At 65.1% G+C, this 26338-nt stretch carries 20 protein-coding genes and 1 tRNA gene; 16 read left to right on the forward strand and 5 right to left on the reverse strand.

Annotated elements, in window-relative coordinates; genetic code table 11:
- Positions 1–149: 149 nt before the first annotated feature.
- The gene (locus tag SJI00_RS05705) at positions 150–5015 is read left to right on the forward strand and encodes an NAD-glutamate dehydrogenase (protein WP_322460760.1); all 4866 of its coding nucleotides are present in this window, start codon (positions 150–152) and stop codon (positions 5013–5015) included.
- Positions 5016–5226: 211 nt separating this feature from the next.
- Here the strand turns inward: SJI00_RS05705 and SJI00_RS05710 are convergent, their stop codons facing one another.
- A complete protein-coding gene (locus SJI00_RS05710; RefSeq protein WP_322460761.1) occupies positions 5227–6183 on the reverse strand; it encodes a LysR family transcriptional regulator in 957 nt (318 codons plus the stop codon).
- A gap of 486 nt (positions 6184–6669) precedes the next feature.
- On the opposite strand from SJI00_RS05710, the gene SJI00_RS05715 reads away from it, so the two are divergent.
- The 7 genes from SJI00_RS05715 to SJI00_RS05745 all read left to right on the forward strand — a co-directional run bounded on the left by SJI00_RS05715 (position 6670) and on the right by SJI00_RS05745 (position 13929).
- Positions 6670–8868 (forward strand): TonB-dependent receptor, encoded by a 2199-nt coding sequence (locus tag SJI00_RS05715; protein WP_322460762.1) that lies wholly within the window; start codon positions 6670–6672, stop codon positions 8866–8868.
- Between the two features lie 25 nt (positions 8869–8893).
- Entirely contained in the window at positions 8894–9718 is an 825-nt protein-coding gene (locus SJI00_RS05720) for a TauD/TfdA family dioxygenase (RefSeq protein ID WP_322460763.1), read from the forward strand.
- Positions 9715–10782 carry an ABC transporter substrate-binding protein gene (locus tag SJI00_RS05725; protein ID WP_322460764.1) on the forward strand — a complete coding sequence of 356 codons (1068 nt, stop codon included), beginning with the start codon at positions 9715–9717 and terminating at the stop codon, positions 10780–10782. The genes SJI00_RS05720 and SJI00_RS05725 overlap by 4 nt, the downstream gene beginning before the upstream one ends.
- The gene (locus SJI00_RS05730; RefSeq protein ID WP_322460765.1) at positions 10779–11783 is read left to right on the forward strand and encodes an aldo/keto reductase; all 1005 of its coding nucleotides are present in this window, start codon (positions 10779–10781) and stop codon (positions 11781–11783) included. Before SJI00_RS05725 ends, SJI00_RS05730 begins: the two co-directional genes overlap by 4 nt.
- Before the next feature lie 114 nt (positions 11784–11897).
- Positions 11898–12719: an energy transducer TonB gene (locus SJI00_RS05735; RefSeq protein ID WP_322460766.1), complete on the forward strand. Its 822-nt coding sequence runs from the start codon at positions 11898–11900 to the stop codon at positions 12717–12719.
- A gap of 81 nt (positions 12720–12800) precedes the next feature.
- Complete coding sequence (locus SJI00_RS05740; protein WP_322460767.1) at positions 12801–13526, forward strand: MotA/TolQ/ExbB proton channel family protein; 726 nt, start codon at positions 12801–12803, stop codon at positions 13524–13526.
- Between the two features lies 1 nt (position 13527).
- On the forward strand, positions 13528–13929 hold the full coding sequence (locus SJI00_RS05745) for an ExbD/TolR family protein (RefSeq protein ID WP_322460768.1): 402 nt from the start codon (positions 13528–13530) through the stop codon (positions 13927–13929).
- A 164-nt stretch (positions 13930–14093) separates the two neighbouring features.
- On the opposite strand, the gene acnA is transcribed toward SJI00_RS05745, so the two are convergent.
- Positions 14094–16832 carry an aconitate hydratase AcnA gene (gene acnA / locus SJI00_RS05750; RefSeq protein WP_322460769.1) on the reverse strand — a complete coding sequence of 913 codons (2739 nt, stop codon included), beginning with the start codon at positions 16830–16832 and terminating at the stop codon, positions 14094–14096.
- A gap of 398 nt (positions 16833–17230) precedes the next feature.
- Here acnA and rlmM point away from each other — a divergent pair, with 398 nt between their 5' ends.
- From rlmM to pdxB, 3 genes are all read left to right on the forward strand, one after another.
- Complete coding sequence (gene rlmM / locus SJI00_RS05755) at positions 17231–18295, forward strand: 23S rRNA (cytidine(2498)-2'-O)-methyltransferase RlmM (RefSeq protein WP_322460770.1); 1065 nt, start codon at positions 17231–17233, stop codon at positions 18293–18295.
- A 34-nt stretch (positions 18296–18329) separates the two neighbouring features.
- Positions 18330–18572, forward strand: coding sequence for a sulfurtransferase TusA (gene tusA / locus SJI00_RS05760; protein ID WP_322460771.1), 243 nt, complete (start codon positions 18330–18332; stop codon positions 18570–18572).
- 183 nt (positions 18573–18755) lie between these two features.
- Entirely contained in the window at positions 18756–19898 is a 1143-nt protein-coding gene (gene pdxB / locus SJI00_RS05765; RefSeq protein WP_322460772.1) for a 4-phosphoerythronate dehydrogenase PdxB, read from the forward strand.
- Between the two features lie 427 nt (positions 19899–20325).
- On the opposite strand, the gene SJI00_RS05770 is transcribed toward pdxB, so the two are convergent.
- Positions 20326–20499: a PA1571 family protein gene (locus SJI00_RS05770; protein ID WP_322460773.1), complete on the reverse strand. Its 174-nt coding sequence runs from the start codon at positions 20497–20499 to the stop codon at positions 20326–20328.
- A gap of 268 nt (positions 20500–20767) precedes the next feature.
- Here SJI00_RS05770 and SJI00_RS05775 point away from each other — a divergent pair, with 268 nt between their 5' ends.
- From SJI00_RS05775 to SJI00_RS05785, 3 genes are all read left to right on the forward strand, one after another.
- Complete coding sequence (locus tag SJI00_RS05775) at positions 20768–22528, forward strand: ABC transporter transmembrane domain-containing protein (protein WP_416221006.1); 1761 nt, start codon at positions 20768–20770, stop codon at positions 22526–22528.
- Positions 22529–22620: 92 nt separating this feature from the next.
- A complete protein-coding gene (locus tag SJI00_RS05780) occupies positions 22621–23199 on the forward strand; it encodes a TetR/AcrR family transcriptional regulator (RefSeq protein ID WP_322460775.1) in 579 nt (192 codons plus the stop codon).
- A complete protein-coding gene (locus tag SJI00_RS05785) occupies positions 23196–23768 on the forward strand; it encodes a dihydrofolate reductase family protein (protein WP_322460776.1) in 573 nt (190 codons plus the stop codon). Before SJI00_RS05780 ends, SJI00_RS05785 begins: the two co-directional genes overlap by 4 nt.
- A gap of 166 nt (positions 23769–23934) precedes the next feature.
- Here SJI00_RS05785 and SJI00_RS05790 read toward each other — a convergent pair.
- Positions 23935–24011 (reverse strand) — tRNA-Pro (locus SJI00_RS05790).
- Between the two features lie 78 nt (positions 24012–24089).
- Entirely contained in the window at positions 24090–24311 is a 222-nt protein-coding gene (locus SJI00_RS05795; protein ID WP_312935066.1) for a YgdI/YgdR family lipoprotein, read from the reverse strand.
- A 160-nt stretch (positions 24312–24471) separates the two neighbouring features.
- Between SJI00_RS05795 and moaB the strand changes: the two genes are divergently transcribed.
- Together moaB and SJI00_RS05805 are read left to right on the forward strand one after the other, a co-directional pair.
- Positions 24472–25011, forward strand: a complete 540-nt coding sequence (gene moaB, locus SJI00_RS05800; protein ID WP_322460777.1) for a molybdenum cofactor biosynthesis protein B — start codon at positions 24472–24474, stop codon at positions 25009–25011.
- Between the two features lie 22 nt (positions 25012–25033).
- Positions 25034–26221 carry a molybdopterin molybdotransferase MoeA gene (locus SJI00_RS05805; protein WP_416221007.1) on the forward strand — a complete coding sequence of 396 codons (1188 nt, stop codon included), beginning with the start codon at positions 25034–25036 and terminating at the stop codon, positions 26219–26221.
- Positions 26222–26338 lie beyond the last annotated feature (117 nt).

A 26338-nucleotide genomic window follows, 5' to 3' on the forward strand; every position in this document is an offset into this window, starting at 1 on the left:
CACACGCTGAGCCTGCAACGCAGGCTCAACGCCTGGTTTTTCGCGCTCCACTGGCCTCATGTCCATGGTTGATGACTATGGTTGATGCGACCGGAGCGCGCACGCAACGCTTCCCTATGATCAAAGAGCCAACGCGGAGTACCACACAGATGGCGTTTTTCACCGCAGCCAGCAAGGCCGATTTCCAGCAGCAATTACGATCGGCCCTGGCGCAGCACATCAGCGAACAGACCTTGCCCCAGGTCGCCCTGTTCGCCGAGCAGTTCTTCGGCATCATTTCCCTGGACGAACTCACCCAGCGTCGGCTCTCCGACCTGGTCGGCTGCACCCTGTCTGCCTGGCGCATCGTCGAGCGCTTCGATGCTCAAACCCCGCAAGTGCGGGTCTACAACCCTGACTACGAGCGCAACGGCTGGCAGTCGACGCACACCGTGGTCGAGGTGCTGCACCATGACCTGCCGTTCCTGGTCGACTCGGTGCGCACCGAGCTGAACCGCCACGGCTACAGCATCCACACCCTGCAGACCACCGTGCTCAGCACCCGCCGCGGCGCCAAGGGCGAGTTGCTCGAACTGCTGCCCAAGGGCAGCCAGGGCGAGGGCGTGCAGCACGAATCGCTGATGTACCTGGAAATCGACCGCTGCGCCAACGCCTCCGAGCTGAGCGTGCTGAGCCGCGAGATCGAGCAGGTGCTGGCCGAAGTGCGCGTGGCGGTGGCCGATTTCGAGCCGATGAAAGCGCGTCTGCGCGAGGTCGTCGCGCTGGTCGAGCAGAGCCCCTACGCCCCGGTGCAGAACGAAAAGAGCGAGGTCGCCGCGTTCCTCGAGTGGCTGCTGGACAACCACTTCACCTTCCTGGGCTATGAAGAATTCACCGTCACCCACGACGGCGAAGGCGGGCGCATCAACTATGACGAGCAGTCCTTCCTCGGCCTGCCGACCCGCCTGCGCGTCGGCCTGAGCGCCGAAGAGCTGCGCATCGAAGACTACGCCGAGGCCTACCTCAACGAGCCGCTGCTGCTGTCGTTCGCCAAGGCCGCGCTGCCCAGCCGCGTGCACCGCCCGGCCTACCCTGACTACGTGTCGATTCGCCAGCTCGACGCCGACGGCAAGGTCATCAAGGAATGCCGCTTCATGGGCCTGTACACCTCTTCGGTGTATGGCGAAAACGTGCATGCCATCCCATACCTGCGGGTCAAGGTGGCCGAGGTGGAACGCCGCTCCGGCTTCGACGCCAAGGCGCACCTGGGCAAGGAACTGACCCAGGTACTGGAAGTGCTGCCGCGCGACGACCTGTTCCAGACCCCGATCGACGAGCTGTTCAACACCGTCATGTCGATCGTGCAGATCCAGGAACGCAACAAGATCCGTGTGTTCCTGCGCAAAGACCCGTACGGCCGCTTCTGCTACTGCCTGGCCTACGTGCCCCGCGAGATCTACTCCACCGAAGTGCGGCAGAAGATCGAGCAGGTGCTCATGGAGCGCCTCAAGGCCAGCGACTGCGAGTTCTGGACCTTCTTCTCCGAATCGGTGCTGGCACGTGTGCAACTGATTCTGCGGGTCGACCCGAAAAACCGCATCGACATCGACCCGCAGCAACTGGAAAAGGAAGTGATCCAGGCCTGCCGTTCGTGGCAGGACGATTATTCAGCCCTGGTGGTCGAGAACTTCGGCGAAGCCCAAGGCACCAATGTGCTCGCCGACTTCCCCAAAGGCTTCCCGGCCGGTTACCGCGAGCGCTTCGCCCCGCACTCGGCGGTGGTCGACCTGCAGCACGTGGTGGCCCTGAATGACCAGCGCCCGCTGGCGATGAGCTTCTACCAGCCGCTGACCCAGGTCGGTGAGCGCATCCTGCACTGCAAGCTGTACCACGCCGACACGCCGCTGGCGCTGTCTGACGTCCTGCCGATTCTGGAAAACCTGGGCCTGCGCGTGCTGGGTGAATTCCCCTACCGCCTGCGCCACGCCAAAGGGCGCGAATACTGGATTCACGATTTCGCCTTTACCTACAGCGAAGGCTTGAGCCTGGACCTGGAGCAGCTCAACGAAACGCTGCAGGACGCCTTCATCCACATTGTCGGCGGCGACGCCGAGAACGATGCGTTCAACCGCCTGGTGCTCACCGCCGGCCTGCCATGGCGCGACGTGGCCCTGCTGCGCGCTTATGCCCGCTACCTCAAGCAGATCCGCCTGGGCTTCGACCTGGGCTACATCGCCAGCACGCTGAACAACCACACCGACATCGCCCGCGAGCTGACTCGCCTGTTCAAGACCCGCTTCTATCTGGCGCGCAAGCTCACCCAGGATGACCTGGACGACAAGCAGCAGCGCCTGGAGCAGGCCATCCTCACCGCCCTGGACGATGTCCAGGTGCTCAACGAGGACCGCATCCTGCGGCGCTACCTGGACCTGATCAAGGCCACTCTGCGCACCAACTTCTACCAGCCCGACGGCAACGGCCAGGCGAAGTCCTACTTCAGCTTCAAGTTCAACCCCAAGCTGATCCCCGAGCTGCCCAAGCCGGTGCCCAAGTTCGAAATCTTCGTTTACTCGCCGCGCGTCGAAGGCGTGCACCTGCGCTTCGGCAAGGTCGCCCGTGGCGGCCTGCGCTGGTCGGATCGCGAGGAAGACTACCGCACCGAAGTGCTGGGCCTGGTCAAGGCGCAGCAGGTGAAGAACTCGGTGATCGTGCCGGTCGGCGCCAAGGGCGGCTTCCTGCCGCGTCGCCTGCCGCTGGGCGGCAGCCGTGACGAGATCGCCGCCGAGGGCATCGCTTGCTACCGCCTGTTCATCAGCGGCCTGCTCGACATCACCGACAACCTCAAAGACGGCGGCGTGGTGCCACCTTCCAACGTCGTGCGTCACGATGAAGACGATCCGTACCTGGTGGTGGCGGCCGACAAAGGCACCGCGACCTTCTCCGACATCGCCAACGGCATTGCCATCGACTACGACTTCTGGCTGGGCGATGCCTTCGCCTCCGGTGGCTCGGCGGGCTACGACCACAAGAAGATGGGCATCACCGCCCGTGGCGCCTGGGTCGGCGTACAGCGCCACTTCCGCGAGCGCGGCATCAATGTGCAGGAAGACCCGATCACCGTGATCGGCGTGGGCGACATGGCCGGCGACGTGTTCGGCAACGGCTTGTTGATGTCTGACAAACTGCAGCTGGTCGCGGCCTTCAACCACCTGCACATCTTCATCGATCCGAACCCTGAAACCGCCAGCAGCTTCGCCGAGCGCAAGCGTTTGTTCGAGCTGCCGCGTTCGGCCTGGACCGACTACGACACCAGCCTCATGTCCGAAGGCGGCGGTATCTTCCCGCGCAGCGCCAAGAGCATCGCCATCAGCGCACAGATGAAAGAACGCTTCGCGATCAGCGCCGATCGTCTGACCCCGACCGAGCTGCTCAACGCACTGCTCAAGGCACCGGTCGACCTGCTGTGGAACGGCGGCATCGGCACCTATGTGAAGGCCAGCAGCGAAAGCCACGCCGATGTCGGCGACAAGGCCAACGACGCCCTGCGGGTGAACGGCGACGAGCTGCGCTGCAAGGTGGTGGGCGAGGGCGGCAACCTCGGCATGACCCAGCTGGGTCGGGTCGAGTTCGGCCTCAATGGCGGCGCCACCAACACCGACTTCATCGACAACGCCGGTGGCGTGGACTGCTCGGACCACGAGGTCAACATCAAGATCCTGCTCAACGAAGTGGTGCAGGGTGGCGACATGACCGAGAAACAGCGCAACCAGTTGCTCGGCAGCATGACCGACGAGGTCGGCAACCTGGTGCTGGGCAACAACTACAAGCAGACCCAGGCACTGTCCCTGGCCGCGCGCCGCGTGCGCGAGCGCATTGCCGAATACAAGCGCCTGATGGCCGACCTGGAATCGCGTGGCAAGCTGGACCGCGCCATCGAGTTCCTGCCGTCCGAAGAGCAACTGGCGGAGCGTCTGGCCGCAGGCCTTGGCCTGACCCGCGCCGAGCTGTCGGTGCTGATTTCGTACAGCAAGATCGACCTCAAGGAGCAGTTGCTCAAGTCCGAAGTGCCGGACGACGAGTACCTGACCCGCGACATGGAAACTGCCTTCCCGCCATCCTTGGTGAGCAAGTTCGCCGATTCCATGCGTCGTCACCGCCTCAAGCGCGAGATCGTCAGCACCCAGATCGCCAACGATCTGGTCAACAACATGGGCATCACCTTCGTTCAGCGCCTGAAAGAGTCCACCGGCATGAGCGCGGCCAATGTGGCCGGTGCCTATGTGATCGTGCGTGACATCTTCCACCTGCCGCACTGGTTCCGTCAGATCGAAGCACTGGACTATCAAGTCCCGGCCGAGACCCAGCTGACCCTGATGGACGAGTTGATGCGTCTGGGCCGCCGCGCGACGCGCTGGTTCCTGCGCAGCCGCCGCAACGAACAGGACGCTGGCCGTGACGCCGCCCACTTCGGGCCGAAGATCGCCCAGCTGGGTCTGAAACTCGACGAACTGCTCGAAGGCCCGACCCGCGAGCGTTGGACGGTCCGCTACCAGGGCTATGTCGACGCCGGAGTGCCGGAGCTGCTGGCACGCATGGTGGCCGGCACTTCGCACCTGTACACCTTGCTGCCGATCATCGAAGCCTCCGATGTGACTGGCCACGAGCCGGCGCAAGTGGCCAAGGCGTTCTTCGCCGTGGGCAGCGCGCTGGACCTGACCTGGTACCTGCAGGAAATCAGCAACCTGCCGGTGGAAAACAACTGGCAGGCGCTGGCCCGCGAAGCGTTCCGCGACGACATCGACCTGCAGCAACGCGCGATCACCATCTCCGTGCTGCAAATGACCGATGCCCCGCAAGACATGGACGCCCGCGTGGCCCTGTGGATCGAGCAGCACCGTGTGATGGCCGAGCGCTGGCGCGCCATGCTGGATGACCTGCGCAACGCGACCGGGCATGACTACGCGATGTATGCGGTGGCGAACCGTGAACTGGTCGATCTCGCCATGAGCGGGCAGGCGGTGGTGGTGCCGTCTTGAAGGTGAGTTGAAATGAGCAAGCCCCGGCAGTGATGCCGGGGCTTTTTTTTCACTGCAAAGACCGCGATCAGCAACCTTGCCTCGTCAACGGACATGCGGTGTAGGCAGGGGATGACAGACATGCTTGATCCAGTGCGCCGATGCTGAACGCGGTGTGAGGCATGGCTGACCCAGAGGCACACGCGGCCAGCGCGCGCATACCCCAACTGCCTCAAATCGCCAGTGCAAACCGCTGCGTCATCCCCAGATCCGTCGCCACATAGCTGGCATCCACCCGGGCGATGGTTTCGATGGCCTCCACAGCGCGCACCGACAAGCGCTGGTCAACCCGATACACCACCCCAAAACACGTGCCGCCGATCAGCAGCCCCTGCGGCGCATCGACGAAGCTCAGGCGCTCGACAGTGCCTTGCGCCACCCACTGCGACACCACATCTTCGGTGGCAATGCCGATCAGGTCGGAGCCGGTCACCATCTGCACCAGCACATCGGTGTGCTTGCACTGCAGGTTGATCGGCAGTGCCTGACGGCCTGCGCGCTCGGCCAGCAGTGCCTGCAGCTCGGTGGGCAGCGACGAGCAGGCCAGCGGGTAGTCGGCCAATGCGTTGAATGAGCGGTCCTGGCCCGTGTGCAGCGGGTGATGCCGGCGGCAGAACAGCTGAAAGCGACGAGGGCGCAGGGCCTGGGTGATGTAGCCCTGGTCGGCGCGGATGTGGCGCAGGTCGGCGATCAGGAATTCGATCTCGCCGGCGTCCAGGTAGCCCTTGAGGATGTCCGGCGCGTCGACCCGCAGATCGATGCGCGTGTCGCGGTGGCGGTCGATGAACTCGGCGAGTGCTGCAGGCACCAGCCGCGCTGCGGGTGCCGGGCCGCAGCCCAGGCTCAGGAGCGGGGCGGGCGCGTGGTCGCCAGTGAGGATGTCGTGCCGCAGCACTTTCATCGCCTCGATGATGTCGCGGGCACGTCCACGCAGTGCTTGGCCCTGAGCTGTCAGAGTAAAGCCGCGCCCGCCTACGCCACGCTCCACCAACTGGCAACCGAGGTTGTGCTCCAGGCTCTGGATGCTGCGGCTGAAGGCCGATTGGGTGATGAAGCTCGCCTGGGCGGCGCGGGTGAAGTTGCCGTGCTCGGCGAGCGCCAGAAAGTGTCTGAGTTGGTGCAGGTCCATGGCGAGTCTCGCGGGGAATGGCGCTGATGCGGGAAAGACGTTTCACAGCGCAGACATTGCGAGCTACACCCGCGCGCTGAACGGGTCGATGAACGGTACTCTGATAACTTTTCGATTTTAAATACCGATTATTTATAACCATATGGCGCTTCACATGCGGTCGGTCATTTCGGCTATGTGCGACCCCGCGATGATCGCCTTGCGCTGCGTGTGAACAGGCCCCGCGCGCCGTGGCTGCCTCTTCGGCAATGGCACGCAAGCTCAGGCAGCAGACCTGATGCGCATGGCCGCCATGCATTTTTCGCCTTGTACAGCCCGCAACACCCGCTGTTAAAACATCGACTCGACGGCCAAGACCGTCATCGCACTTGCGACCTGCCCGTTGAAGACCTGACCCGATCCCGGGAAGCCCCAACACCGACCGTACGCCTGGAGCGTCGGCGAGTGCTTCAGCGGCTGCCATTAGAGAATCAGGGGATCCGAACCATGAAGCCAATCACCAGCACCCTGCACCGGGGGGCGCTCCTGGGGCTGTTGTACCTGCCCGGCGCTTATGCCCAGAGCGCCGAGCCGCCAGCAGACACTACAGCCCAGGCCACGCCGACGCTCAAGGCGGTGACCGTGACCGCCACCCGACGCGAGGAATCGCTGCAGCAGGTGCCGGTGGCGGTCACCGTGGTCGATGGCGAGCAGCTCGAACGCGAAAACCGTAACAACGTGGCTGCCATCGTGCAGCAAGTGCCGACGCTCAATTACCGCAGCAGCGCTTCCAACAAGGACAGCTCGCTGTTCGTGCGCGGCATCGGCACCATCTCCACCTCGCCAGGGGTGGAGCCCAGTGTGGCGACGGTGATCGACGGCGTGGTGTACGCCCGCCCGGGCCAGTCGACGCTGGACCTGCTGGATGTCGACCGCATCGAAGTGCTGCGCGGCCCCCAGGGCACCTTGTTTGGCAAGAACGCCTCGGCCGGGGTGCTCAACGTGATCACCCGTGAGCCTGAAGACGCCACCCACGGTTTTGTCGACTATTCACACTTCGGCGCAGGCAACGAAAACCGCGTGCGCCTGGGCCTCGGCGGGCGCCTCAACGAGACCCTCAAGGGCTCGCTGACGACCTCGTTCGGCGAGTATGAGGGCAACGTCAAGAACGTGGTCAACGGCCACGATACCAACGGCTACGAGCGCAAAGGCGTGCGCGGCAAGTTGCAGTTCCAGCCTCAGGAAGACCTGAAATTCACCCTGATCGGCGACTACAGCGACGGCGAAAACGACACGCCTTCGGTACTGGTCACGCCCAGTGCCGCCATCGCAGGCGCCATCGCGCCAGTCGTTCCAGGGTCTGACAACCGCAAGATCAGCAGTGACTACAGAACCCACGTGCAAGACACCAACCGCGGCCTGTCGCTGCAGGCCGACTGGTCGCTGGCCGACTTCACCCTGACCTCGATCAGCGCCTGGCGCGGCTGGGACAACACTCAATACCAAGACAACGACTTCACCGCAGCGCTCCCCGTCAGTGCCGTGCACGACAAGGGCGATGTCGACTACGACCAGTTCAGCCAGGAGTTTCGCCTGACCTCGCCCAAGGGCCAGTTCGCCGAGTACGTGCTCGGCACCTACCTGTTCCATGGCAAATCCGAAGAAACCTACCGGCGCCTGTCGGTGAACGGTTCGGTGCGCGACAGCGGCCGCGCCGACTACAGCGCGACCAACGACAGCTACGCGGTGTTTGGCGAGACGACCCTGAATTTCCGTGACGACCTGCGCGCCATCTTCGGCCTGCGCTGGACCCTGGATGAGATCGAGTACGACCACCGCCGCGTGTCCACCTCGGCGCTTGCGGTCAACTCGGTCCGCCCGTCGTTCGCCAGCAGCGGCTCGCACCGTGACAACGGCGGGTCAGGGCGCATTGGCCTGCAGTACGACATCAACGACCAGCTCACCACCTACGCCACCTACTCGCGCGGCTACAAGGGCCCGGCCTACAACGTCTACTTCAACATGCAGGCGCTGGATCTGGACCCGCTCGACCCGGAAACCTCCGACACCTATGAACTGGGGCTCAAAAGCAGTCTCTGGAACAACCGCCTGACGGCAAACCTCGCGGTATTCCATTCCACCTACGACAACTACCAGGCCAACTTCTTCGATGTGGTCGGCACCTCCGTAGTGACCCGCCTGATCAACGCCGGCACCGTCACCAGCGAAGGGGTGGAGCTCGACTACGCGCTGCAGGCCACCGAGCAATTGAAACTCTCCGGTGCGCTGGCCTACACCCGCGCCCGCATCGATGACTTCGGCTGCCCGGCGGGCGCGGCCAGCAGCTGCAACATCAACGGCAAGCCGTTGCCCTTCACCCCGGACTGGAAAAGCTACCTGCGCGCTGACTACACCATCGCGCTGGACAACGGCTGGGACCTCGAGCTGGGCACCGATTACAGCTGGCAGGGCGAGGTGCAATACAGCCTCGACCAGAACCCCAACACCCAGCAGGGCGCGTTCGGCCTGTGGGGCGCGACCGTGGCGCTGGCCGACTATGACGCCGGTTGGCGCGTGGCCGTGATCGGCAAGAACCTGGCCGACAAGTCCTATTCACCAGTGCTGTCGTCCGGGGCCAGTACCACCCGCGTGGTGCCGCGCGACGACGAGCGTTATTTCGGCCTGCAAGTGCGCAAAGACTTCTGACCCTTTCACTGCTGGAGGAAAAACCATGAGCCTGAACCTGCAACGCGTGCATCCACTGCTGGGCGCACGCATCTCGGACATTGACCTGGCCGATGTCAGCGACGCCACCCTGGCGCAGATCGAAGCCGCGCTGGTGACCCACAAGGTGCTGTTCTTCGAGGACCAGCACTGGAGCGCCGAACAGCAGAAAGCCTTTGCCGAGCGCTTCGGCGAGCTGCATGTGCACCCGGTGTACGAAGCCGACCCGGCCGTGCGCGAACTGGTGGTGTTCGCCTACGACGAGACGAAAAAGGGCGCCAACGACACTTGGCACGCGGACGTGACCTTTGCCGATCGACCGTCGAAGCTGGGCATTCTGTACGCCCAGGAAATCCCCGAGTTGGGCGGCGATACGCTGTGGGTCGATACCGAAGCGGCCTACGGCGCGCTGTCGGCGCCGCTGAAAACGCTGTTCGACGGCTTGAGCGCAGTGCACGACATCCGCCACGCCCGCAGCCCGAACGCGCAGCCCTACAGCGAGGCCCTCAGGCACCTGAACCGTGTGTTGCCGCCGCCGATCCTGCACCCGGTGATCCGCACCCACCCGGTGTCGGGCAACAAGTCGATCTACGTCAACCGCGCGTTCACCTCGCAGATCGCCGACCTCTCCTGGGTGGAATCCGAACAGCTGTTGACGCTGCTGCTGCAGCATTTGCAGATTCCCGAATTCCAGATGCGCTGGGCCTGGAAGAAGAACACCGTGGCCATCTGGGACAACCGCAGCACGCAGCATCTGGCCGTGGCCGACTATTTTCCCGCGCGTCGCCAAGTGCGCCGTGCGGCGGTGCTGGAAGAGGGGCGGCCGGTATGAAGGCAGGCAGACACTGGCTGGTGCTGCCGTTGATCGCACTGATGTCGTTGGCCCAGGCGCAGGGCGTGACCTTGCGCATCGCCAGCCCGGATGTGAGCGCCGGGGCCCAGGCCAGCGGCGGGCCGCTGGTCGATGTGCTGCACACCCGGCACGTGCTCGAGGACGCATTGGCCGCTGATGGCGTAACGGTGCAATGGCATTTCTTCAAAGGTGCCGGGCCGCTGATCAACGAAGCCATGTCCAACGATCAGCTCGATGCGGCGTTTCTCGGTGATCTGGCCTCGATCATCGGCCGTGCCGGGGGGTTGCAGACGCGCTTGCTGATGGCCACCGGCCGTGCCAGCAATGGCTACCTCGGCGTGGTGCCCGGCTCGGGCATCGAGCGCATCGAAGACCTCAAGGGCAAGCGCGTCGGGATTCTGCGCGGCACCGCCGACCACCTGGCCCTGATCGATGTGCTCACCCAAGCGGGCCTGAGCGAACGCGACGTCAAGGTCATCAACCTTGACTTCAACGCCGTCAACAGCGCCCTGGCGGCGCGGCAGATCGACGCCAGCTGGGCACCGGCACGCTTGTTCGCGCTGCAGCACAAGGGCCTGATCCAGATCCCGCTCGGCAGCCAGCAACTCGACGGGCGCGGCGCAGGGCAGGGCGGGCTGATCGTCACCCAGGCCTTCATCGACGCCCACCCGCAGGCGGCGCAGCGGTTGGTCGAAGGGGTGCTCGAGGCGCAGCACTGGCTGGCTCAGGAAGCCAACCGCCAGGCGCAGATCGAGCTGAGTGCCCAGCAGTCTGGCTACCCGCCTGCGGTGTTGACCCAGGCGCTGCAAGGGGGCGACCTGAGCTTCGTCTACTCGCCGTTGCTCGACCCGTATTACCTGGGCGTGCTGCGCAAGGACGTGCAGTTGGCCGCAGACGCGCGCCTGATTCGCAAGCCCTTCGATGTCGATCGATGGGTCGAGCCGGCCATTCTCGAGCGTGCCTTGCAGCAGGCTCAGCTCAGCGATGCCTGGACACCGGCCACGCACTACCGCTGGAGCACCGCCAAGGATACCGCCCAATGAGCCAGCCGTTAACCCCATACGTTGCCCACCCGCAGCGCTACGAGGGCCGCGACTACCGCCGCGCCGGCCGCAGTGGCCTGCTGCTGCCCGCACTTTCGCTGGGGCTGTGGCACAACTTCGGCGACGACACAGCGCTGAGCCGCCAGCGCAGCATTCTGCGCACCGCCTTCGACCATGGCGTGACCCACCTGGATCTGGCCAACAACTACGGCGTGCCCTACGGCAGTGCCGAGCGCAACCTGGGGCAGTTGCTGCACCAGGACTTCAGCGCCCATCGCGACGAGTTGATCATTTCCACCAAGGCCGGTTGGGACATGTGGCCAGGCCCTTATGGTCAGGGCGGCAGCTCGCGCAAGTACCTGCTCGCCAGCCTCGACCAGAGCCTGACTCGGCTAGGGCTGGATTACGTGGACGTGTTCTATTCCCACCGCTTCGACCCTGACACGCCGCTGGCAGAAACTGCGGATGCCCTGGCCAGCGTCGTGCGTCAGGGCAAGGCACTGTACGTGGGGATTTCCTCCTACCCGGCGCGCCAGGCCGATGAGATTGCCGCGCTGCTCAGCGAACGCCAGGTGCCACTGGTGCTGCAACAGCCGCTGTACAACCTGCTCGACCGCAGTATCGAGACCAATGGGGTGCTGCAAGGCGCGCATGAGCGGGGCACCGGTGTGATCGGTTTCTCACCGCTGGCCCAGGGCTTGCTGTCGGGCAAGTACGCGCAGGCAATCGCGCAAGACTCGCGCATCGGCAAGGGCAGCCACTATCTGCCGGAGCAGGCGTTGAGCGAGAGCCTGCACGCGCGTGTTCGCGCCTTCGGCGCGGTGGCTGCGCAGCGTGGGCAGACGCTGTCGCAACTGGCGCTGGCCTGGACCCTGCGCTCTGCGCAGATCACCTCTGTGCTGATGGGCGTCAGCCGGCCCGAGCAATTGATCGAGAACCTGCGTGCGCTGGACAACCTGGCGTTCAGCGCGGACGAGCTCGCACAACTGGCGCAGACATGACCCTGCGCCCGACCGCCACAGCCTTGCCGCTGCGTCGCGCCAGACGCGGTGTGCAGGGCCTTCGTTGCACCGTTGTTGCAGCGCCTCACTGCAGTGACCTACAGGAGCCATGACATGGGCAATGTTCAGCGCAACCCCGGTGCCCTTGCGTTTTCGCGCACGCCGACGCCTGACCTCGCATTCGGCACGGATCCCAGCCCGTCCGAACCCCTGGCGGTGGCCAGGTTGCAAGCGACGCCGCGGCGTGCGTCGAGCCGGCGCGAAGCGCTGGTGCTGGGCGTGCTGGCCTTGGCCTTGCACGGTGCGGTGATCGTCTGGATCAACCGGCAGCCGACACCCGAGCTGCCCGTGGTGCCGCCTGAGGTGCCGCCGATAACCATCGAGTTCTCACAGCCCGCGCCGCCGGTGGAGCAACCGCCACCGCCGCCTGAGCCGGTGGTGCCGCCTGTGGCCGAGCCGCCGCCCGTTGTGGAAGAACTCGCGGCGAAGAAGGCACCGCCCAAACCGGTGGTCAAACCCAAGCCCGTGGTCAAGCCGGTTGCCAAGCCGGTGAAGCCCGCGCCCGCGCCGGTCACCGCTGCGCCGCCACCGGCGCCTGCACCCGTGGCGGCACCTTCGCCACCTGCACCACCTGCGCCGCCAGCGCCCAAGCCCGTCACGCCGCCTTCGGCCAGCGCGGGTTACCTGAACAATCCGCCACCGGACTACCCGTCACTGGCGATGCGCCGCGGCTGGGAGGGCACGGTGTTGCTGCGTGTGCAGGTACTGGCCAGCGGCGCGCCCGGTCAGATCCAGATGCAGAACAGCAGCGGCCGCACGCAGCTGGACGATGCGGCCGTGGCGGCAGTGAAACGTTGGCGCTTCGTTCCGGCCAAGCAGGGCGATGTCGCCCAGGACGGCTGGGTCAGTGTGCCGATCAGCTTCAAGATTCATTGATTCAATGACTGTGTTACAGGCGGGCCACCTCACCAAAGGCGCATCGCTCACCCTGACAATGCCTTGCTGGAGAGCCTCACCATGAACCTCATCGCCTCCCCGTTCGAGTCCACCGAGCACGCCGTCATCTGGCTGCTGATCCTGTTTTCCGTCGCCACCTGGGCCCTGGTGTTGATCAAGGGCCTGCAGTTCACCCGTCTGAAACGCCAGGACCGCCGCTTCCATGCGCAGTTCTGGGCCGCGCCCAGCCTGGATTCGGCCGCCGCGCTGGCGCAGAACCAGCCCGGCGCCGCCGCGCGCGTGGCGCGGGCCGGCTATGCTGCGATCCAGGTGCCGCACAGCGCCCACGCTGCTGACCTCAGCCAGGCGATCAACCATCAGGACCGCCTGGAACGCGCCTTGCGCCAGCAGATCGTGCGCGAGCGCCGCTCACTGGAAAGCGGCTTGGCGATCCTCGCCAGTATTGGCAGCACCTCGCCCTTCATCGGCCTGTTCGGCACGGTGTGGGGCATCATGTCTGCGCTCAAGGGCATCAGCGCGGCGGGCTCGGCCAGCCTGGAAACCGTGGCAGGCCCCATCGGCGCAGCGCTGGTCGCCACCGGCGTCGGCATTGCCGTCGCGGTGCCGGCGGTGCTGGTCTACAACTATTACCTGCGGCGCCTGAAGCTGACCGTCGCCGACCTTGACGACTTCGCCCACGACTTCTACAGCCTGGCGCAGAAACATGCGTTCCGCGTGCAACTGCAGGCGGTGCCTCTCAGAGCGGGCGGCAGCGCTGCCGGGCGCCCCGTGAAGGAGGCCTCCTGAGATGGCCTTTTCCACGCAAGACAGCGACGAGGTACTCAGCGAGATCAACGTGACGCCCCTGGTGGATGTGATGCTGGTGTTGCTGGTGGTGTTTATCGTCACCGCGCCGCTCCTGACCAACGCGATTCCCATCAACCTGCCCAAGACCGAAGCGGTAGCGCCGGTGGAGCAGAAAGACCCGCTGGTGGTGAGCATCGATGACCGGGGCAAGGTGTTCATCGACAAGGACGAGATCCAGCCCGAGCAACTGCAGGCCCGGTTGCAGACAGCCAAGGCCGAAGATCCTGACGTTCGTGTGCAGTTGCAGGCCGATAACGGTGTGAATTATGGCGAAGTGGCCCGGGCGATGGCGTCTATCGAGCGGGCGGGCATCAGCAAGTTGTCGGTGATCACGGCGCGGTGAGCGCGGTGAGTCAGGCGAGCCAGACCGGTGCCGCTGGCGCGGCGCTGCCGTTCCCACACCGACCTCCAGGATGAGGCGTAGACAGGAGGCCGACGAGGATAGCGCGGCATGAGGGGAGGGCAAGGGGCTGACCATTCGGGGTCAGGCCCTTGCCGTGTGGCGCTTCAGCCAGCAATCAACTGGCGCAACACGTAGTGCAGGATCCCTCCCGCTTTGAAGTACTCCACCTCGTTCAGCGTGTCGATCCGGCACAGCACCTCGAGTTCTTCGGTGCTCCCGTCTTCGCGGGTGACGCGCAGGGTCAGCGGCATGGCGGGGCGAATCGTCGCGTCGGTCAAACCGATCACATCGATCTGCTCGCGGCCGGTCAGGCCGAGGGTCTTGCGATCGGCGCCCGCTTTGAACTGCAACGGCAGCACGCCCATGCCCACCAGGTTGGAGCGGTGGATGCGCTCGAAGCTCTCGGCCAGCACGGCCTTGACGCCCAGCAGGTTGGTGCCCTTGGCCGCCCAGTCACGGCTGGAGCCGGTGCCGTATTCCTGGCCGGCGATCACCACCAGCGGCGTGCCGGCGTTCTGGTAGCGCATGGCCGCGTCGTAGATCGAGAGCTTTTCACCTGTGGGAATGTGCAGCGTGTTGCCGCCTTCTTCACCGCCAAGCATTTCATTGCGGATGCGAATGTTGGCAAAGGTGCCGCGCATCATCACTTCATGATTGCCGCGGCGGGAACCATAGGAGTTGAAATCGCGCGGCTCCACACCCTTGTCGCGCAGGTAGCGGCCAGCGGGGCTATCGGCCTTGATGTTGCCCGCCGGGGAGATGTGGTCGGTGGTGACCGAGTCGCCCAACAGAGCGAGAATGTTGGCGCCACGCACGTCCTCGATTTTCGGGGGCGGGCCGCCGATGCCGTCGAAGAACGGTGGGTGCTGGATATAGGTGGAGTGCTCGTCCCATTGGTAGGTGGCCGCTTGCGGCACCTCGATGGCCTGCCACTGGGCATCGCCCTTGAATACTTCGGCGTATTCCTTGTGGAACATCTCGGTGCTGACCTTGGCCACCGCGTCGGCAATTTCCTGCTGGCTGGGCCAGATGTCCTTGAGGTACACCGGCTGACCGTCCTTGCCGGTGCCTAGCGCGTCACGCGAAAGGTCCACGCGCACGCTGCCGGCCAACGCGTAGGCGACCACCAGGGGCGGGGAGGCCAGCCAGTTGGTTTTCACCAGCGGATGCACGCGGCCCTCGAAGTTGCGGTTGCCCGAGAGCACCGAGGCGACGGTGAGGTCGTTGTTGCTGATGGCCGTTTCGATGTCTTCGTTGAGCGGGCCGGAGTTGCCAATGCAGGTGGTGCAGCCGTAGCCGACCAGGTCAAAGCCCAGTTGGTCCAGGTACGGCGTCAGGCCGGCGGCCTCGAAATAGTCGGTGACCACTTTCGAGCCTGGCGCCAACGAACTCTTGACCCACGGTTTGCGGCTCAGGCCGTGTTCGATGGCTTTCTTCGCGACCAACCCTGCGGCCATCATCACGCTGGGGTTGGAGGTGTTGGTGCAGGACGTGATGGCGGCGATCACCACGGCGCCGTCGCGCAGCGGGCGCGAGTGGCGGGGGTCGTCTTCATAGGTCCCGGCCTGATCCGCGTTGCCCACCGCCACGCCACCGCCGCCCTCGCTTTCCAGGCGGCCGACTTCCTTGCCCGCCGTTTTGGGTTGCAGGTCCATGAAGCCGTCGAAGGTCTTGCTGACGTCCTCCAGCGACACGCGGTCTTGCGGGCGCTTGGGGCCGGCGAGGCTGGCGCCGACCTCATGCATGTCCAGGCCCAGGCTGTCGCTGAACACCGGCTCCTGACCCGGCTCGCGCCATAGCCCCTGGGCTTTGCAGTACTGCTCGACCAGCTCGACGGTCTCGGCCGGCCGGCCGGACAGGCGCAGGTAATCGAGGGTCACCTCGTCGACCGGGAAGAAGCCGCAGGTGGCGCCATACTCAGGGGCCATGTTGGCCAGGGTGGCGCGGTCGGCCAGCGGCAGCTCGGCCAGGCCGTCCCCGTAGAACTCGACGAACTTGCCCACTACGCCTTTCTTGCGCAGCATCTGGGTGACGGTCAGTACCAGGTCGGTGGCGGTGATGCCTTCGCGCAGCTTGCCGGTGAGCTTGAAGCCGATCACCTCGGGAATCAGCATCGACACCGGCTGGCCAAGCATGGCCGCCTCGGCTTCGATGCCGCCCACGCCCCAGCCGAGTACGCCCAGGCCGTTGATCATGGTGGTGTGCGAGTCAGTGCCGACCAGGGTGTCGGGGAAGGCGTAGGTGCGCCCGTCTTCTTCGCGCGTCCACACCGTGCGGCCCAGGTACTCCAGGTTGACCTGGTGGCAGATGCCGGTGCCGGGTGGGACCACGCTGAAGTTGTGGAAGGCGTCCTGGCCCCAGCGCAGGAAGGCGTAGCGCTCGCCGTTGCGTTCCATTTCGATGTCGACGTTCTCTTCGAACGCGTGGGGGCTGGCGTAATGGTCGACCATCACCGAGTGGTCGATCACCAGGTCGACCGGCGACAGCGGGTTGATGCGCTGCGGGTCGCCGCCGGCCTTGGCCACGGCGGCGCGCATGGCAGCCAGGTCGACCACTGCCGGCACCCCGGTGAAGTCCTGCATCAGCACGCGGGCTGGGCGGTACTGAATTTCGCGGTCGGAACGGCGCGCCTCCAGCCACTGGGCGAGGGCTGCGACGTCGTCACGGGTGACGGTCTCGCCGTCTTCCCAGCGCAGCAGGTTTTCCAGCAGCACCTTGAGCGACATCGGCAGTTTTTGCAGGTCGCCCAGGGTACGGGCCGCTTCGGGGAGGCTGTGGTAGTGGTAGACCCGACCTGCCACGTCGAGGGTCTTGAGGGTCTTCAGGCTATCGAGCGAGGGCATTGCCAACTCCTTCTGCGCCGGTGCCCGGCAATCGCGTGAGCGTTGCCAGTGTCACCTCGGTATGACGGCCCGCACGGTACGGGCCTGGCTACAGGCTCTGTACGAAAGGTATCAGGGGTCGAGCGGGCGACCGTAAGGCGGGCGTCGGACCCACGCCGGTGCGGCCGACCACCCCTGACGTTTGCCTGTGCTGCATGGCCGGGCTTAGGCCTCCATGCAGTGCCGATACCTTTCGTACAGAGCCTGACGTTGGGCCGGGGGTGGCCCGGCCTGCTGTAGTGTGGACCGGCAGAGCGTGTCGCCGGTTCGATCTTCCTTTATCATTCGCCGCCTTGCCGGCGCCCACCTTGCGCCGGAACAAGGCTGGCGCATGCTGCGCCGCTGTCGTGGAGTAACCAATGAGTACCCTGTTCATGCATTGCCGGCCCGGCTTCGAGGGTGAGGTCTGCGCTGAAATCAGCGAGCACGCCGCGCGCCTGGGCGTGCCCGGTTACGCCAAGGCCAAGCCGCAGAGTGCTTGCGCCGAGTTCGTCTGTACCGACGTTGGTGGCAGCGAGCAATTGATGGCCCAATTGCGTTTCGATCAGTTGATCTTCCCGCGCCAGTGGGCGCGCGGGCAGTTCCTCGACTTGCCGGAAACCGACCGCATCAGCGTACTGCTCGAACACCTGCGCGGGTTGCCGGTGTTTGGCAGCCTGTGGCTGGAAGTGCTCGATACCAACGATGGCAAAGAGCTCTCCACCTTCTGCAAGCGCTTTGAAGGCCCGTTGCGCAAAGCGCTGGAAAAAGCCGGGCGGCTGGTCGAAGACGCCAGCCGTCCGCGCCTGCTGCTGACCTTCATCAGTGGCCGCCAGGTCTTCGTCGGCAATGCTGCCCAGGACGACTCGGCGCTGTGGCCCATGGGTATTCCACGTTTGAAATTCCCCCGCGAGGCGCCGAGCCGTTCGACCCTCAAGCTCGAAGAGGCGTGGATCCAGTTCATCCCTCGCGAGCAATGGCCGACGCGTCTGGGCGACGATATGACGGGCGTCGACCTGGGCGCCTCGCCGGGCGGCTGGACCTACCAGCTGGTCAAGCGCGGCATGCTGGTCACCGCCATCGATAACGGTCCGATGGCCGAGAGTCTGATGGACACGGGGCTGGTGCAGCACCTGATGGCCGATGGTTTTACCTGGAAGCCCAAGCAGCGAGTCGACTGGATGGTCTGCGACATCGTCGAGAAGCCCGCGCGTAGCACGGCGCTGATCGAAACCTGGCTGGGCGAGGGGCTGTGCCGCGAGGCTGTGGTCAACCTCAAACTGCCGATGAAGCAGCGCTACCCCGAGGTTCGGCGGCTGCTCGATCGCATGGAGGCCACCTTCAAGGCGCGCAAGGTGCGGGTCTCGATTGCCTGCAAGCAGCTCTATCACGACCGCGAAGAGGTGACCTGCCACCTGCGCCGGCTGGACCTTGCGCCGCGCTGAGCGGCCCAACCCGCATTTTTCCCAGGAGCCCTGTATGACCGATTTCACCCCCGACGCGGTGCTCGACGCCACCGGCCTGAACTGCCCCGAACCGGTGATGATGCTGCACCAGCACGTGCGCGCCCTGGCGGCCGGTGGCCTGCTCAAGGTCATCGCCACCGACCCCTCGACCCGCCGCGACATTCCCAAGTTCTGCGTCTTCCTCGGCCATGAGCTGGTCGATCAGCAGGAAGAGACCGGCACCTACCTCTATTGGATTCGCAAGAAGGCCGACTGAGTCCTGGCGCTGTGCAGTGAAGCGCTTGGGGGTCGGTCCGGCGCGATGAACTGCACAGCGCTGGGTTGTTCGTACAGCGCCTGCGTGACGCGTTGACCTTTCAGTGACCGGCATTACCGCCCAACCCTGCTGGAAGCGCTACCCCAGAGCGCCTACACTGCGCTCCCTGATAAGGAGAGCGCCATGCTGATAGTTGCCGACGAAAACATTCCCCTGCTCGATGCGTTTTTCGCCGGGTTCGGCGAGATCCGCCGCTATCCAGGCCGGGCCATCGACGCTGCCTGCGTGAAGGACGCCGATGTGCTGCTGGTGCGGTCGGTGACGCCGGTCAACCGGCAACTGCTCGAAGGCAGCCGAGTGCGGTTTGTCGGCACCTGCACCATCGGCACCGACCACCTGCAACTCGGCTACCTCGATGAAGCCGGCATTCGCTGGCGCAGCGCGCCAGGCTGCAATGCCCGGGGTGTGGTCGACTACGTGCTGGGCAGCGTGCTGACCCTGGCCGAACTCGACGGCGTGCACCTGCCTGAGCGGGTGTATGGCGTGGTCGGCGCGGGCGAGGTGGGTGGGCGTCTGGTTCGTGTGCTGCATGGCCTGGGCTGGAAAGTGCTGGTGTGTGACCCGCTGCGTGAGGCGCAGGAGGGCGGCGATTTCGTCAGCCTCGACACGTTGCTGGAGCAGTGCGATGTGATCAGCGTGCACACGCCGCTGACGCGCGACGGCGACCACCCCACCTACCACCTGTTCGGCGCTGGCGAACTTCAGCGCCTGCGTCCAGGCACCTGGCTGATCAACGCCAGCCGTGGGCCGGTGCTGGACAACCAGGCGCTGAAAGCCTGCTTGCTGGAGCGCGACGACCTGCATGCGGTGCTCGATGTCTGGGAAGGCGAGCCGAGCGTGGATGTCGACCTGGCGGATGTCTGCACCCTGGCCACGCCCCATATCGCCGGCTACAGCCTCGATGGCCGCCAGCGTGGCACCGCGCAGATCTATCAGGCGCTGTGCCAGTGGCACGGCTCTGCGCCCCGCGTGCAACTGGCCGACCTGCTGCCCGCGGCGCCGTTGGCGCAGATCGAACTGGACGCCAGCTGCGAGCCGGCCTGGGCCCTGGCCACGCTGTGCCGGGCAGTGTATGACCCGCGCCGAGACGATGCCGATTTTCGTCGCAGCCTGAGTGATGACCCGCAGCAGCAACGCGCGGCGTTCGATGTTTTGCGCAAGCAGTATCCGGCGCGGCGTGAAATCGAAGGGTTGCGAGTGCGAGTTCGTGGTGAGGCGCCGCAGTTGGCGCAGATGGTCAGTGCGTTGGGCGCAGTGCTGGTCTGAGGATCGGGTGGGCCGGCAGTCAAAACCGGCACCGGGCTGGGGTGCGGTTTACTGAGCACTCAGGCTGACTGAGCCGGGTCAGGCAGGCTGGATTGGGCGGCTTTACTGCTCATCGCAGCAATCCGGAGCGCCGACCGGCCGCCTTTACAGGACCCTATGACGCTCAGTGTAGGAGCGAGCTTGCTCGCGATGGGCGGCGAAGCCGGCCCAGGGTTGGGGCGGCTTTATCGCTCATCGCGGCAATCCGGAGCGTCGGACCGGCCGCCCCTAAAGGGACGCGGTCGGGCAGGTTGATGCGGTCTTCTCGCTGAGCCGCGTTTTGGACATAAACGCGGTTCAGGTAGGGCCGCAATGGGCTGCGCAGCAGCCTCTGATCGTTTGAGGTAACAGCCCCAGGCACTCGGCCGGATCTGTGAACCGGTATGGATCAATCGCGGCGGGCCTGGGCCGCTCGGCTCTTTTCGAACTCGTCGCAAGCGTCGCGAATCATCTCTTCGGTGATCGGGACTTCACGGCCTTGGGCATCAATGATCGAACCGCAGGGCTGCTGGAGAACCTGGGTATGGGTTTTAGGCTGCTGGTGGGTGTGCTGTAGGCTCATGTCCTGTCTCCTCTTGGGGTGCGGGCTCAACGGTAGTGGAAGGGAGTGACCGACCTGTGACGCCTGGTCTACAGGTGACGGATGATCAGTCCACCAGAAAATAGGGCCAGATGCCAGTACCCTTTTAGAACGAATGGGCATACCCACCGTTGGGTCCTGTTCGCCGTTGGATCGACTCGATCCAGCGCAGCCGCACCGCCAAGCGCTCTTTCCCAGGCACGCCAGTGGTAGGCTGCTGCTCTTTATGCACCCTCCGGAATTCTCCATGTTGCCGCCCATCACCGTTTCCCAGCGCCACGCCTTGAGCCTTGCCTGGCAGTTCCTCCATCCGTACCGGCGCCAAGGCGTGCTGGCGTTGCTGGCACTGGTGCTGACCGCGCTGGTCACCTTGTCGATGGGGCAGGGTATTCGTTTGTTGGTCGACCACGGCTTAATGACCCGCTCCGCGCACCAGCTCAATCAGACCCTGGGCCTGTTTCTGCTGCTGGTCCTGGCCTTGGCGGCGGGCACCTTCAGCCGCTTCTACCTGGTCTCGTGGATCGGCGAGCGCTGCGTGGCCGACTTGCGGCGTGCGGTGTTCGACCATTTGCTGACCCTGCATCCAGGCTTTTTCGAAGACAACCGCAGCTCGGAAATCCAGTCGCGACTGACCGCCGATACCACCTTGCTGCAGGCGGTAATCGGCTCATCGCTGTCGATGTTCCTGCGCAACCTGCTGATGGTGATGGGCGGTGTGGTGTTGCTGTTCGTCACCAATGCAAAACTCACCAGCATCGTGGTGATCGCCTTGCCGCTGGTGCTGGCGCCGATCCTGTTGCTGGGCCGACGCGCGCGCAGCCTGTCGCGGCAAAGCCAGGACCGCATCGCCGATGTGGGCAGCTACGTGTCCGAAGTGCTGGGCCAGATCAAGACCGTGCAGGCCTACAACCATCAGGGCCGCGACCGCGAAGCGTTCGCCGGCACGGTGGAGGCCGCATTCGATGTCGCCCGCCGGCGCATCGCCCAGCGCGCCTGGCTGATCACCTTGGTGATCGTGCTGGTGCTGGGCGCGGTGGGGGTGATGCTCTGGGTCGGCGGCATGGACGTGATCGCTGGACGCATTTCTGCCGGTGAACTGGCGGCATTCGTGTTCTACAGCCTGATCGTCGGCGGTGCGGTGGGCACCATCAGCGAAGTGCTCGGTGAACTGCAGCGGGCGGCCGGTGCGGCCCAGCGGATTGCCGAGCTACTGGCCGCACAGCCGGCCATCGTTGCGCCCCCGCTGCCGGCCGAGCTGCCTCGGGCGACAGGGCTGATCGAACTGCAGGGGGTGCGGTTCGCCTACCCCTCACGCCCCGACCAACCGGCGATCGATGGCCTCGACCTGCGCATCGCGCCCGGCCAGACCCTGGCGTTGGTCGGCCCGTCCGGTGCAGGCAAATCGACCTTGTTCGACCTGCTGCTGCGCTTCTACGACCCGCAGCAAGGCCGCATTCTGATCGACGGCCAAGCCCTCGACACCCTTGACCCCGATGTACTGCGCAGCCAGTTCGCCCTGGTGGCGCAGAACCCTGCGCTGTTTCGCGGCACGGTAGAAGCCAACCTGCGTTACGGCCGGCCAGCAGCGACGGATGCCGAGGTCGAATCGGCCGCCCGCAGCGCCCATGCCCATGACTTCATTGCACGCCTGCCCGAGGGCTATCAGACGCTGCTGGGCGAGGGCGGGCTGGGCTTGTCGGGCGGGCAGCGCCAGCGCCTGGCGATTGCTCGCGCGTTGCTGGTCGATGCGCCAATCCTGCTCCTGGACGAGGCCACCAGCGCGCTGGATGCGCAAAGCGAACACCTCATTCAACAGGCCTTGCCACGCTTGATGGCCGGGCGCACCACCGTGGTGATCGCCCATCGCCTGGCCACCGTGCAGCATGCTGATCGGATCGCCGTAATGGACGAAGGGCGCCTGGTGGCCGTGGGCACTCACCGGCAACTGATCGAGAGCAACCCGCTGTATGCGCGGCTGGCGGCGTTGCAGTTCAACGTTGAGGGGCGATGAGGTTGCGACCCGGGATGATCCGGCAGCAGCGGGGAGCGTCATGATCACATCGGGCTTGCACGACTGACCAAGGCGTCGATCAGGTAGGCAGCGTGACACCATTAGTAAATGATGATTTACTAATGCGCATGGCCAGACCCCATCGCGATACTCAAGAAGTCGTCTTGCACCGCATTGCGGCGGCCCTGGCTGCTCGTGATGCCATCGGTCCTTGGACCCTGGCCGAAATTGCTCCCGCAGCAGGCCTGAGCCCTGCGGGACTGATCAAGCGGTTCGGCACGCGCAAAGGGCTGCTGATTGCGTTGAGCCGGTGCTGGAGCGCCGCTATACCGCACGCTCCACGTGGCGAGCTCCCGCCTTTGGATGAACTGCGCGAGTGGGTCCACGGTCGCTTTACGTCGGATCAGTGTGGGGCGCAGGGGCTAGGTCAGCTCATCGACGACCTTATCGATAACGACCTGCGCACCCTCCTGGCAGCAGGGTGGTCGCGTGAGCAGGCCTACCTCGCTTCGCTGCTGGAGGCGGCCGATCTGCCGGGCGTCAATGATCCAGGCACGTGTGCAGCCATCCTTTTCGACGCGCTCAATGGCGCCGCCCTACGCCGTGCCGCTGACTGCGGTCATGGCCCTGTGACCGGCAACCTCGACAAGCTCTTGGAGATGTGGACATGAATCACCCCAAAACCTGGACCGGCCGTGTCCTCATCGGCGTCAGTCTCGATGGTTTCATCGCCCGTTCTGATGGGGATATCGACTGGCTGACCAACCCGCCTCGGCACCCTCACCAACTCGTTGAGAGCAGCAGGCATGCGCAGTCATGGGCCACCTTTTTCCCCGCCATTGACCACCTCGTCATGGGGCGGGGAACCTATGAGAAGGTTGCGAGCTTCCCTGAATGGCCATACGCGGATAAGCAGGTCATCGTACTGTCCACAACCTTGCCCGATGATGACGAGCGAGTTGTTGTGGTGCGCACGCTGGAGCGGGCCTGCAGTGCGCTCGTTCAAGGTGGCGCACGGCAGGTCTATGTCGATGGTGGGCAGGTCATTGGACTGTTTCTGCGCAACGGCTTGATCGACGAGCTGACCACCAGCCACGCCCCTGTGCTCATCGGGTCCGGACTGCCGCTGTTCGGTGCTTTGGAGCACGACATCCGCTTGACCTTGTTGGCAAGCCACGCCACGCAGGACGGCATGGTCCATGCCACCTACCGCGTCGAGCGGCCAACCCCTGCGCTGTAGGCGCATAACCTGTCGCACCGTGCAGGCTGACCGTGCATGGGTCGACGCTCGTCAGGCCGAATTCCAGTCCAGGCAGTTGCCACCTCTGCGAGGGCTGATTCTGCTGGTCAGTGCCCCCACCCTTTCCCAGCCAACAAAAAACCCGCACTGAGCGGGTTTTCGGATGTGGTCGGAGAGACAGGATTCGAACCTGCGGCCTTCTCGTCCCGAACGAGACGCGCTACCTGGCTGCGCTACACTCCGATGGGCAAAATGCTACTGCATCGCCTTTTTGCTCGCAACCCCTTGTTGCAAATAGAGTTTGGCAAAAAGACGACACCATCACAGCTCCTTGACGGTGCGGATCTGGTCTTTGTTCAGGCGGGTACGCTTGCCGTCGAGCTGCTCGAATTCGTAGAAGCCGGAGTCTTCATCGAACTTCGGGGTGTCGACCGACTGAATTTCGCGACCGTCATTCAAGGTAATCACGCTCGGCGAGGCGCAGCCGGCGAGTGCGCCCATACCCAGGGCCAGCAGGAAGGCGGGAAGGGTCCGCTTGATCATCGTGTTTCTCCATCGAGGGTGCTAGATGTGCCTATGACGCAAAGCGTCGTTACAAGTTCCTTGCACAGTCCAGCACACCTGGCGCTTGACTACCAGCCCCTTTGTACGGGTGCTGCTGTGCTATAACGGCGGGCAACGTTTCCTCACGTGACGGACCCCCATGAAAGCCAAGGCAGATACCCCGTTCGTAGCGCTGAACATCGCCGTGCTCACGGTCAGCGATACCCGTACCCTGGACACCGACACCTCCGGCCAGACCTTCGTCGATCGCCTGAGCGAGGCCGGGCACCGCCTGGCGGCCCGCGTGCTGCTCAAGGACGATCTCTACAAGATTCGCGCCCAGGTCGCCGCCTGGATCGCCGAGGATGTGGTGCAAGTGGTGTTGATCACCGGCGGCACCGGTTTCACCGGTCGCGACAGTACCCCAGAAGCAGTCGCCTGCCTGCTGGACAAACAAGTCGATGGTTTCGGCGAGCTGTTCCGGCAGATCTCCGTACCCGACATCGGCACTTCCACCGTGCAATCGCGCGCCTTGGCCGGGCTGGCCAACGGCACGCTGGTCTGCTGCCTGCCGGGCTCGACCAACGCGGTGCGCACGGGGTGGGACGGCATCCTCGCCGAGCAGCTCGACGCCCGTCATCGACCGTGCAATTTCGTGCCGCACCTCAAGCAGGCCGCGCCGTGTGAAAGCCGTGGCTGAGGCTCCGCCGAGCCGGCCCTTGATGCCGGTGGAAGAGGCCCTGGCCGAATTGCTGGCCCTGGCCGAGGCCGCGCCGATTCGCGAGATCGAACGCGTGTCGCTGGCCGAGGCGGACGGCCGCGTGCTCGCCGAAGGCCTGGTCGCGAGCGTCGACCTGCCACCGTGGCCAAACAGCGCCATGGACGGCTATGCCTTGAAGCTGGCGGACTGGCAAGGCCAGCCCATGACGGTCAGCCAGCGGATTTTCGCCGGTCATGCCCCTGATCCTCTTGCCCCAGGCACCTGCGCGCGTATCTTCACCGGGGCGCCGGTGCCAGAAGGTGCCGACTGCGTGGAAATGCAGGAAAACGTCGAGGTGCTGGGCGACGGCACGGTGCGCTTTCTCGAACCGCTACGGGTGCAGCAGAACATCCGCCCGCAAGGCCAGGAAACCCGTGTGGGCGAGCAGGTCATGGCGGCAGGCACGCGTCTGGGCCCGATCGAACTGGGTTTGGCAGCGACTTTGGGCTATGGCCACCTCGACGTGGTGCGCCGCGCGCGCGTGGCGGTGCTGTCGACCGGCGATGAGCTGGTCGAGCCCGGCCAGCCGCTGGGCCCTGGGCAGATCTACAACAGCAACCGCCGTTTGCTGGTCAGCTGGCTGCAGCGCCTGGGCTGCGAAGTGCTCGACGCGGGCATTCTGGCCGACGATCTGGCGCTGACTCGGCAGTGCCTGGGCGGGCTGGGGGATGTCGACCTGATTCTGTCCACCGGCGGCGTGTCGGTGGGCGAGGCGGACTACCTTGGCATCGCGCTGCGCGAAGCAGGGCAGCTGGCGTTGTGGAAACTGGCGATCAAGCCCGGCAAGCCGCTGACCTTCGGGCATTTTCGCGGCGTGCCGGTGATCGGCTTGCCGGGTAATCCGGCCTCCACCCTGGTGACCTTTGGCCTGTTGGCCCGGCCTTATCTGCTGCGCCGCCTGGGCGTCATGCAGGTGGCGCCCCTGCGTTTCGAGGTGCCGGCCGCCTTCAACTGGCCCAAGGCCGGCGGGCGCCGCGAATACCTGCGTGCGCGCATCGAAAACGGTGCGGTGCACATCTACAAGAACCAGAGTTCCGGCGTGCTGCGCAGCGCGGCGTGGGCCGATGGCGTGGTGGAGGTGCGTGAAGGCACGACGCCGCAGGTGGGCGATCGAGTGCCGTTCATTCCGTTCAGCGAGTTGCTGGGCTGAGACCAGGCTCAGGGCGTCGCCGGTTGCCGCTGCTCAGCGCGCTGGCCGCGCCTGCGAGCCCCAAGCGCGGCCAGCGCCTGCGCGTCATGCGCTTGGCTGAGCGTTGACAAAGCGTTG

The sequence above is a fragment of the Pseudomonas gebzensis genome, assembly GCF_034427815.1.
In the GTDB taxonomy this organism is placed as follows: domain Bacteria; phylum Pseudomonadota; class Gammaproteobacteria; order Pseudomonadales; family Pseudomonadaceae; genus Aquipseudomonas.